The organism is Actinomadura sp. KC216 (assembly GCF_004348535.1).
GTDB lineage: Bacteria > Actinomycetota > Actinomycetes > Streptosporangiales > Streptosporangiaceae > Spirillospora.
Genome location: NZ_SMJX01000290.1, coordinates 1 through 10,378 on the forward strand (window position 1 = coordinate 1; position 10,378 = coordinate 10,378).

Here is a 10,378-nt window from a genome sequence, read left to right on the forward strand (position 1 = left end):
ACTCTCACCCGCGCCGCCGGTGCCCGCGCCCGCGCCACCGCCACCGGCCGTACCGCCCATGCCGCCCGCACAAGCCGCAGCACCACCGCCCACGCCTGCGCCCGCGCCGCCGTTCCTGGCGCCCACGTCGCCGACCTCCGCACCTGCGCCACCGGTCCCGCGCCGGGGCCCGTCCCTGGAGCGCCTGTGCCGCCGCCCGGTGCGTCCAGCGGGGTGCCGCATGGGGGGCCAGGACGAGGCCCGTGTTCGGGGGCAAGCGGCAGCGCGAGGAGGACAAGGCCCGCAAGGAGCAGCGCGTCTACCAGGTCAATCTCCGGCGGGAGTTCCCCTACGCGACGCCCACCGAGCTGCCGGAGGCCGAGGAGTTCCGGGCCGGCCGCAGGTAGACGTCGTTATCCGGCGGGGAGGGGCTCGCCGGTCTCCAGGAGGGTCTTGAGGCCGGACACGACCTGTGGCCAGCCGTGGCGGGACATGTCCAGGAGGGCCTCGCCCCCCTCGTGGACGACCGTCAGTTTGGTCGTCTCGCCGGACGGTTCGATGTCGAAGGTCACCTTGGAGCGGGGTTCGGCCAGGAGCTTGAGGCGGGTTTCCTCGTCCACGCCCACGGACTTCGCCCATTCCGGGGTGAAGGTGTGCCAGGTGTAGGAGAGGCGGCGGGGCGGGTCGGCTTCGAGGACGATCTGTTCCGGGTCGGCCATCGTCGCGTTCTCCTCGTGCCAGGTGATCGTGGAGCCGGGCGTCCAGTCGGTCTCGAACGCGACGCCCCAGTAGCGGCGGGTGAAGGCCGGGTCGGTCAGCGCCTGCCAGAGCCGTTCCGGCGTGGTGCGGATGTAGGTGGTGTAGACGAACTCGCTTCCGGTCATCGCGTCCTGCTCCAATGCGGTCTTCAGGTCCGCGAGCGCGTTCGCCCGCTCGCGGTCGTACCGGCTCATCCAGCGGTCGGCGATGGCGTTGATCGGGGCGGCGTTGAGGTAGTGGAGCTTCTCGCGGCCCCGGCGCATGGTGGTCACGAGGTTCGCGTCCTCCAGCACGGCGAGGTGCTTGCTGACCGACTGCCGGGCCATGTCCAGCCCGGCGCACAGCTCCCGGAGGGTCTGCCCGTTGCGGGTGTTGAGGCTGTCCAGCAGCCGGCGGCGGCTCGCGTCGGCGAGCGCCTTGAAGACCTCGTCCATGCACCGTCCCGATATGCAGCCATCTGGTTGCCTTTCACATTAGGCACCCAGATGGCTGCATGTCAATCCGTGTCAGTCGTCGTCCTGGTCGTCGTCCTGTTCGGCCTTGTCGGTGACGACCTTGGCGGTGGCGGCGTCCACGATCAGCTCGTGCTCGGCCCCGTCCCGGCCGGTGACGTCGACCTCCCAGCCGGACCTGCCGTCCTCCTGCTCGAAGTCGACGGACGTCACGGCGCCGGGGACCGCCTTCAGCGCGGCCTGGGCGGCCTCCGAAGCGCTGACCTTGGCCTTCCGGAGGGCGGTGGGCACGTTGCGGTCATCGTCATCGTCGTCGTCCGGGCGGGCCGCGCGGTTGAAGAGGATCTTGCCGGTGCCGGAGTCGACCCTCACCTCGCGCCAGCCGCCGGTGCCGGCGAGGAGGTCGACCTCCCACGCGCGCCTGCCGTCGTCCAGCTCCATCTCCTCGATCGTGCCAGGGGCCGCCTTCAGCGCCGCGGCCGCCGCCTCCGCCGCCGTGACCGAGGCCCCGGGCGCCGCGCCGCCGGACGGGGGCGTCGGCGTTCCGGGGCCGTCGTCGTGGGCCGCGAACGCGGTGGCTGCTCCCCCGCCCGCGATGACGCCCGCGGCGACCACCGTGACCAGCAGCCCGCGTCCGGAGACGAAGCGCCGTGGGTCGATCCTCATTGCACCCTCCAGGTGTCGCAGGCGGCCGGCGGGTCCGGCCGCCCCGTGCGCCATCGACGATGCCGCCGGATCCTGTAGCCGCCCTGAAGCTTCCTGAAGCCTTCTTCAGGGACGGTTTGGCAGGCTGTGGGGCATGCGCCTGCTGCTCGTGGAGGACGAGAAACGCCTGGCCACGTCACTCGCCCGCGGGCTGACGGCCGAGGGGTTCGTGGTCGAGATCGTCCATGACGGCGCCGAGGGGCTCGACCGGGCGCTCGGCGGGGAGTTCGACCTGATCGTCCTCGACATCATGCTGCCCGGGATGAACGGCTACCGGGTGTGCGCGGCGCTGCGGGCGGCGGGCGACGACACGCCGATCCTGATGCTGACCGCCAAGGACGGCGAGTACGACGAGGCCGAGGGCCTGGACACGGGCGCGGACGACTACCTCACGAAGCCGTTCTCGTACGTGGTGCTCGTCGCCCGCATCCGTGCCCTGCTGCGCCGCCGGACGCGGGGCGCGGCCCCGAGCATCGTGCTCGGCGACCTCACCGTCGACCCGGCGGCGCGGCGGGTGTTCCGGGGCGACGCGGAGGTGGAGCTGACCGCCAAGGAGTTCGCCGTGCTGGAGCATCTGGCCTCGAACGCGGGCCAGGTCGTGTCGAAGACGCAGATCATGGAGGCGGTCTGGGACTTCGCCTACGCCGGGGACCCCAACATCGTCGAGGTGTACGTGAGCGCGCTGCGCCGCAAGCTGGACGTCCCGTTCGGGCGCCGGTCGATCACGACGGTGCGCGGGGCGGGATACCGGCTCGCCCGGGACGGGGGCGCCTGACGTGGGGCGGCGGTTCTCGTCCGTCCGGGCGCGGACGACGCTCGGCGCGACCGCCGTGGTGGCGGTCGCGCTGGTCGCGGCCGGGCTGGCGGTCGTGCTGCTGCTGCGCGCGAACCTCGGCGGGCAGGCCGACCTGTCGGCGGAGGTCGCGGCCCGGGAGGTCGCGTCGCAGCTGGCGACCGGCACCCCGTACCGGAGCCTCGACCTACCGGACGGCGACGAGCATCCGGTACAGGTCGTGGACGAGCACGGACGCGTACGCGCGGCCAGCGAGGACCTGGAAGCCATCGGCGGGACGGGATCGCCGGGCGTGCGGCCCGGCCCGTCCCCGACCGGCGGCGACATCGACGACGATTCCGGCTCCGATGACGACGATCCCGGACGCGGCGAGGTGTCCGACGACGGGCCGCGCTTCTCCACCGGCAGCGCCACCGTCGACGGCCGCACCGCCGACTACCGGTTCGCGGCGGTCGAGGCGACGAGCCCCGCGAACGAGACCGTCACCGTCTACGCGGGCGCGGACCTGGCCGCCGCGCGGGACGCGGTCGGCACCGTCACCCGGGCGATGCTCGCCGGGCTGCCGCTGCTGCTCGCCGTCGTCGCGGGCGTGACGTGGCTGGTCACGCGGCGGGCGCTGCGTCCGGTGGAGGCCGTCCGGGCGGAGCTGGCGGAGATCACCGCGGCGGGCGACCTGGCCAGGCGGGTGCCGGTCCCGGACTCGCGGGACGAGATCGCGGGGCTGGCGACCACGACCAACGCGACGCTCGCCGCGCTGGAGGACTCCGTCGCCAGGCAGCGCGGGTTCGTCGCGGACGCCTCGCACGAGCTGCGCAGCCCGATCGCTTCGCTGCGCACCCAGCTGGAGGTCGCGGCGGCGCATCCCGAGCTGCTCGACGTGGAAGGCTTGGCCGAGGACGTCGTCCGCCTCCAGGACCTGGCCGCCGACCTGCTGCTCCTCGCCCGGATCGACGCGGGCGACCGCGCACCGGAGCGGCCCGTCGCACTCGGCCGCCTAGTCCAGGACGAACTCGACCGGCGCGCGCCAGGCGACCGGCTCCCGGTCCAGGCGTCGATCAAGGGAGACCCGCACGTCATGGGCGTGCCGGGACGGCTCGCGCGAGTGATCGGCAACCTCCTGGACAACGCCCAGCGACACGCGGACGGGGCCGTCCGGCTGACGCTGCGCGAGGAGGCGGGCACGGCGGTCGTGATCGTCGCGGACGACGGTCCCGGGGTGCCGCCCGCCGACCGCGAGCGGATCTTCGAGCGTTTCGTCCGCCTGGACGACGCCCGCAGCCGCGACGAGGGCGGCGCGGGCCTGGGCCTCGCCATCGCCCGGGACCTCGTGACCGCCCACGGCGGGACCCTCACCGTCGGTGAGGCCCCGGGCGGCGGAGCGCTCTTCGAGGTGCGGCTGCCGGTGACCACTTCAGGAGCCGGCGGGCCTTGACCATGCGCCGGGTCTGGTCGGTGCACGCGGTATGTTTCGATCTCCAACTGCGGCTTCGGCATGGGGGCGGGAATGCGTGCATTGGTCTACGTGGCGCCCACCGAGCTGGTGGTCGGTGAGGTCGCCGAGCCGGAGCCGGGTGAGGGTGACGTCGTACTGACGGTGGAACTGGTCGGGTTGGGCGGCAGCGAGGTGCTGGCGTTGCGCGATCCTGGTGCGCGGACTCTGCCGCTGATCATGGGCCACGGGGTGGTGGGCCGTACGCCGGAGGGACGGCGGGTGGCGGTCAATCCGCTGTCGGGTTGCGGGGATTGTGCGCGGTGCACGGCGGGCGTGCCGCAGCGGTGCGCGGGGTGGCGCATGCTCGGCGTCCATCATGACGGCGGGCTCGCCGAACGGGTCGCGGTCGCGCGGCAGGCGCTGGTGGAGATTCCCGACGGCCTGACGTGGGAGCAGGCGGTGTTCATCGAGCCGTTCGCCAACGCGGTACGGGCCTGGGAACGTTCCGGGGCGACCGGCGGCGACGCGGTGGGCGTCATCGGCGCCGGTGGCCTCGGGCTGGGATGCGTGGCGGCCGCGCGGCAGGCGGGCGCCGAACTGATCGACTGTTTCGAGCCGTCCGAGGAACGAGCCCTGGCGGCAAAGGGACTGGGAGCCACCGGTCGTGGTCCTGTACGGGGCCGACGGTACGACGTCGTCTTCGACAGTGTGGGCAGCGCCGCGACCCGCGCCCTGGCGATCGAGCACACCCGCCCTGGCGGTCACATCGTGCTGCTGGGGTTCGCCGACACCGTCGCGGGGTTCGATCCGGTGGCGTTCATCCGGGCCGAGCATCGGCTCACCGGGTCGTTCGTCTTCGACGACGCGCAGTTCAGGGTGGCGATCGGGCTGGCCGGCCGGACCGATCCCGCCTGGGTTCGGGCCTTCGGCCTGGACACGGCCGCCGCGGCGCTGGAGGGCTTCGCGCGGGGCGACCATTCGATCGTGAAGGCCGCGGTGAGACCGGCCGATCTTCCGGGCACGTGTTCGGCACGTGGTGAGCACGTGGTCGGCACCGATGCGCGTTCACCCTCCTGAGCCGCAGGCTGAGGGCGCAAGGACAACGCATAAGCCCTCACAGGCAAGACGGAAGGAAGCGACCATGTCGGAGAGCACCGAGTTCGAGATGCCGACCCCGGACGCCGCCCTGAAGCGACTGGACTTCCTGGTCGGCAGTTGGAAGGCGAAGGGCTCCACGATCGAGGGGCCGATGGGCCCGGCCACCGAGATCCTCGGCGAGGAGGGTTTCGAGTGGATGGAGGGCGGCTTCTTCCTCGTCCACCGCTGGACCAGCTCCTTCGAGGTCGCCGGAATGGCGGTCGTCGACGCCGGTTACGAGATGTTCGACTACGACCCCGCGACCGGCCGGTTCCGCACCCACTTCTTCAACAGTCTCGGCCCCTACGACGACGCGGGCAGCAAGTACCACGGCGGCTTCACCGGAGACGCTCTGGTGGTCGTCGGACCTGCCCGGATCACCCGTACGCCCAACGCCGACGGCACCGTCACGGTCGACTCGGACGTGCCGGTCGGCGACGACACCTGGGCGCCGATGATGACCTACACCCTCACCAAGACCGGCTGACGCCTTCCGGTACGGCGCCGGGGCGCAGGAGGAGGGTGCGGGCGTGCTCGAAGCGGGCGCCGAGGCGTTCCCAGCCTCGGACGGACGCATCCAGCGCCGCGGCGTCGCCGGACAGGCGCCACCTGATGCGCCGCAGGCAGGCGCCGGCCCAGTCGTTCTCCTCGGTGTCGGCCTCCACCTCGGGCAGGCGCTTCTCGGCCTCGGGCAGCCCGGCCATGACGCCGAGTTCGACGGCGGCGGCATGGGCGTACGGCTCGTAGCGGGCGCCGGGGACGTCCAGGAACGCGCGTTCCAGAAGACCGGCCGCGCCGGCGAGCTCACCGGTGTGGACGGCGATCCGGGCGTCCACGAAGCAGGCGAGCGGCGAGAGTTGGGCCTGGAACGGGTCGGGGATGCCGGAGACCGCGTCGACGCGGCCGCGCCACCGCGCGGACAGCTCGCGGTCGCCGAGCAGCCCGTAGGCGAGCGAGGTGAAGTGGACCGCCGCCGGCATCCCGAACACGGGCGGGCCTCCGGCGCGCTGCCAGCCGTCCCACATCGTGACGGCGTACCGCAGTGCCTCCTGGAGATCCCCGGTGAGCACCAGCACCGGGATCACCTTGGCGGCCGGCAGGTAGGGGTGCCGGCCGAGCAGGTCGTCGGCCAGGAGCCGGTGCGCGGCGGCGACCGCGGCCGGTAGGTCGCCTGCGGCGACCGCGTCGGCGCACGCCCCGCTGTAGACGTCGTCGATCTCCGGGGCCGGGTACGGATCGCCGGGGTCCATGCGCGGCAGCAGGGCGAGCCGTTCGCCGCTGAGCCGGTGCGCCTCCCGCAGCCGGCCGGAGGTGGCGGCCGCGGTCCGCAGCACGTCCAGGGCGCCGCTGATCAGTACCGGGTCGGCGGTGGCCTGGGCCGCTTCGACGGCCATCGCGCCGAGCGCCGGGTCGGGAGCGAGTCTGCGCGGGCCCGCGTCCCACGCCGCCGCGCAGGCCAGATGGGCGGCGACGCTGGGATCGGCGGGGTCGCCCGCGCCCGCCGCCTCCTGGAGCAGGCCGCCGAGCCGCTCGTACGGTATCTCCGTGCGGAACGTCGCCGGGAACCGGCCGACCAGCTCGGCGGCCCGGGCCAGCGCGATCGCCTGGGCGTTGCCGTCCCCGGCGGTGCGCGCCGCGGCCGCCGACTTCAGCCGCAGCTCGAACGCGTTGCCGGTGTCGTGCATGACTTGCGCGCAGTCCGCCGCGCCGCGCCATGCCGCGGCCGCGTCCAGTGCCGTGGGGGCGTGTCCGGCGGCACGCTCGTAGTGCCCTTGGGACTCCCGCAGGAACCGGCGCGCGTAAGCCAGGCGGCTGAGCGAACGCGCCAGCCGGTACGGGACGGGGTCCGGCCCCGGGGGTACGGCGGCCAGCGCGGCCCGCAGTTCGGCGCCGACGGCGTCGAAGTCCTCGCCCGGCCCGCCGTCCGGTGGGTTCTCCAGCCGCGCCGCCGTCGCCGCGGCCCAGACCAGGTGCCGGTGCCCGACCTCGGCCCGTTCACCGCTGAGGTCGAGCTGCTCCGCGGCGCAGGCGCGGATGGTCGCCAGCATCCGCCACCGGCTCACCGGCCCCCGCCGGTGCATCACCAGGCTCTTGTCGACGAGCCGGCCGAGGACGTCGGCGCCCGCCACCGCATCGACATCGCAGACAGCCGACACGGCCGCCAGGTCGAACGAACCGGTGAAGGCCGCCAGCCGGCGCCACAGCACCCGTTCCTCCTCCTCCAGCAGGTCATGGCTCCAGCCGATCACCCCGCGCAGCGAACGATGCCGCACGGTGGGGCCGCGGCCCCCGGCCAGCAGCCGCAAATAGTCACCCAGCCCGGTGAGCAGGCCGGATGCCCCGAGGGAGGCGCTGCGGGCGGCCGCGAGCTCGATCGCCAGCGGCAGCCCGTCCAGGCGCGCGCACAGGTCCGCCACCACAGCCGGATCGGCCGCGTGGGCGGGATCGGCCGCCAGCGCCCGGTCGGTGAAGAGCCGCTCGGCGTCGGAGTCCAGCGGGAGCGGCCCGATGGGCACGACCTGCTCACCCGGCACGCCCAGCCGTTCGCGGCTCGTGGCGAGGATCGTGGAGCCGGGGCAGGCGGACAGGATCCGCTCGGCGAAGTCCGCGGCGGCGTCCAGCAGGTGCTCGCAATTGTCCAGGACCAGCAACGACCGGCCCCGCGCCAGCCGTTCGGCGATGGTGGCCTCCAGCGGCTGCTGCGGCCGTTCCGACACGCCCAGCGCCTCCGCCGCCGCTTGGGCGACGAACCCGGCGCCGACGGGCGCCAGATCGACGAACGCCCCACCGAAGGGGAACAAGGAACCGGCCTCGTCACAGACGACGATCGCCAGCCGCGTCTTGCCGACACCGCCTGGCCCCAGCAGCGTCACCAGCTGTCCGCCGGGCAACGCGGCCAGAACCGCCTCACGCTCCGCGACACGCCCGACGAACGAGGTCCGCGCACGCGGCAGCCCGGCCAGCCGCCCCAGCGGCGGCGGAACGCCACCGCCGACGGTTTCCGCGAGATCGGCCAACGCGCTCCGCCCCGCCACCCCGTACTTGCGCAACAGCGACGACACGTGACCCTCGACCGTGCGCACCGACACGTTCAGGCGCCGGGCCATCCGGGCGTTCGAGAGCCGAAGGCCCAGAAGCGCCAGCACTTCGGCCTCACGCGCGGACACTTCGACCTGCTGCTCCCCCATCCGCCCATCATGGCCGAACTTTCACCACATATATCCCAAGTTGCCAGGTTGCGGCCTATTCAACTGGTTTGGAGAGCAAGGCCAGGTGGCTACTTCAAGAGCTGTCGGGCCATGACCATGCGCTGGATCTGGTTCGTGCCCCTCGTAGACTTGAGTGATCTTGGAAGGTGAGGCCGTGACCTGCGTTTCTCCAGGCCACGCCCGAAGTGGTCCGTTCTAGGCACGCTCAATCCCGTCCCCGACACGCCCGATCACGCATGATCGTCTCCCAGATGTCTCCCAGCCGCCCCCGGCGGCGCCCTTTGAAACCCACCCCATCGCCGAGATCGCACGCATCGTCGGCCGACTCCACGCTCGAATGGCTCACGCCGGCCCTGCCTGCTACCGCTGATGGTGTGGTTCGCGAACGAGGACGGCGGCCTGGTCGGCTCGCCGGCCCTCCCTCCTCCGCCGAGGTCCGACGCACGTTCGCCGAGTGGGTCGCACACCTCCAGCTCGACTCCGACCCGCCTCGGCACCGCGGCGACCCTACACGTCTCCACGTGCAGGGGCGTGTCGACGGCATCCTGATCGCGCTGAACGCCGGATATCGACCTGCCGACCGCGGTCAGCCGACTGTTCGCACCGGCTGAGGCGCCCAAGGCATGGGCCTGGTTGTGTCGCGCCATGATCTGCACAGGTAGATGCGGTGACGTCTGGATGAGGAGATCAGTCAGCCGACGTCTCTCCTGGTCGGTGGTGTCAACATCGTGGATGGCGACCGGCAACGCATTGGCGTCCTCGTCGACACCTATCAGCCGGACGCCGCCCCTGGTCGCCGCCCAGGCGGCGTATCCGCTGCTCTGGCCGACCGTCTCGGACAGACGCAGCGGTAGGAGGCGGTGAAGCTGAGCACGCGGTGCGCGGGTACGAACACGTCCTGGACGTCCACGTCGATGCTTCCCGTGCCGCGCAACCCGACGGTGCGCCAGACGTCGCGCACGGTGCAGTCCTGAGCGGCACCAGGAAGGCCGCCCAGTCGACGGGTGCGCCGTCGTCGCCGAGGATCAACCCGCCGAGGATGGCGGCGCCCGCGTGGCCGACGCCCGAGGAGAAGCTCCACCTGCCCGACAGCCGGTATCCGCCCTCGACGGCGCTTGCCCGTCCGAGGGGGCCGTAGGCGGAGGAGAGCAGCGTGCCGGGATCCTTCCCCCAGATGTCCTCCTGGGCCTGAGCGGGGAAGGTCGCGAGGTGCCACTGGTGGGCGCCGAGCACGGAGGCGACCCAGCCGGTCGACCGCAGGCGCCGGCGACCAGGCGGACCGCGGTGTAGAAGGTCACCGGATCGCATTTCATAGCCGCCGTAGCTCGCGGGCTGGAGCAGCCGGAAGAAGCCGCTCTCCCGCAGCGCTTTGATGGTGGCCTCAGGCACCAGCGCACGTCCTCGGTCTCCTGCGCGCGCTCGCGCAGGATTGGAAGCAGGTCGTGGACGGCGCCGAGGACCTGCTGGCTTATGGATCGCTCCCGTGCCGGATCGGGGGTGGTTGACGAGAATCGTCTGGCGACCGTGACGTGACGGCTAATACCGTTTCGAGTGGCTCATACCGATGGCGCAATACCGGCTTCGGGCGTGGCTCTCAGGTCCGCTAAATGGACATAGAGCCGTGGACGGTGGCCAACCGCGCGTCAGCGGGGGGCTCTGCCATCAGGGAAGCTGATCGGCAGCAAGTACGGGCGCAGTGAGACCGCTCATCAAACGGGTCGACCGCGCCTGGCAACTCGACGCTGTCGCTTCGCAGCGAGACATCGCGGAATCCGGCGTTGTTGCCCGGTAATCGTCGGTAGACGTCTCGGCCATGCCGAGAACCGCATTGTGAGACCGACGTCCGCCGTGAGGCGCCTGGCCGGGCTTACCAGCGGTCGTGATGGATGGCCGCGTCCAAAGTGCGGCGGCG

Annotated in this window: 8 protein-coding genes; 5 read left to right on the forward strand and 3 right to left on the reverse strand. The window is 72.5% G+C overall.

What is annotated here, in order from left to right; translation table 11 throughout:
* The first annotated feature begins 242 nt into the window (after positions 1 to 242).
* Entirely contained in the window at positions 243 to 386 is a 144-nt protein-coding gene (locus E1264_RS43940; protein WP_165964523.1) for a hypothetical protein, read from the forward strand.
* 6 nt (positions 387 to 392) lie between these two features.
* Here the strand turns inward: E1264_RS43940 and E1264_RS33770 are convergent, their stop codons facing one another.
* Together E1264_RS33770 and E1264_RS33775 are read right to left on the reverse strand one after the other, a co-directional pair.
* Complete coding sequence (locus tag E1264_RS33770; RefSeq protein ID WP_132180079.1) at positions 393 to 1,172, reverse strand: metalloregulator ArsR/SmtB family transcription factor; 780 nt, start codon at positions 1,170 to 1,172, stop codon at positions 393 to 395.
* A gap of 72 nt (positions 1,173 to 1,244) precedes the next feature.
* Complete coding sequence (locus E1264_RS33775; RefSeq protein ID WP_132180081.1) at positions 1,245 to 1,856, reverse strand: PepSY domain-containing protein; 612 nt, start codon at positions 1,854 to 1,856, stop codon at positions 1,245 to 1,247.
* A 133-nt stretch (positions 1,857 to 1,989) separates the two neighbouring features.
* Here E1264_RS33775 and E1264_RS33780 point away from each other — a divergent pair, with 133 nt between their 5' ends.
* From E1264_RS33780 to E1264_RS33795, 4 genes are all read left to right on the forward strand, one after another.
* Entirely contained in the window at positions 1,990 to 2,670 is a 681-nt protein-coding gene (locus tag E1264_RS33780) for a response regulator transcription factor (protein WP_132180083.1), read from the forward strand.
* A gap of 1 nt (position 2,671) precedes the next feature.
* A complete protein-coding gene (locus E1264_RS33785) occupies positions 2,672 to 4,120 on the forward strand; it encodes a HAMP domain-containing sensor histidine kinase (protein ID WP_132180085.1) in 1,449 nt (482 codons plus the stop codon).
* Between the two features lie 72 nt (positions 4,121 to 4,192).
* Entirely contained in the window at positions 4,193 to 5,197 is a 1,005-nt protein-coding gene (locus E1264_RS33790) for an alcohol dehydrogenase catalytic domain-containing protein (protein WP_165964524.1), read from the forward strand.
* A gap of 64 nt (positions 5,198 to 5,261) precedes the next feature.
* Positions 5,262 to 5,744: a DUF1579 family protein gene (locus E1264_RS33795; RefSeq protein ID WP_132180089.1), complete on the forward strand. Its 483-nt coding sequence runs from the start codon at positions 5,262 to 5,264 to the stop codon at positions 5,742 to 5,744.
* On the opposite strand, the gene E1264_RS33800 is transcribed toward E1264_RS33795, so the two are convergent.
* On the reverse strand, positions 5,728 to 8,445 hold the full coding sequence (locus E1264_RS33800; RefSeq protein ID WP_132180091.1) for a LuxR C-terminal-related transcriptional regulator: 2,718 nt from the start codon (positions 8,443 to 8,445) through the stop codon (positions 5,728 to 5,730). The two genes, E1264_RS33795 and E1264_RS33800, sit on opposite strands and share 17 nt — an antisense overlap.
* Positions 8,446 to 10,378 lie beyond the last annotated feature (1,933 nt).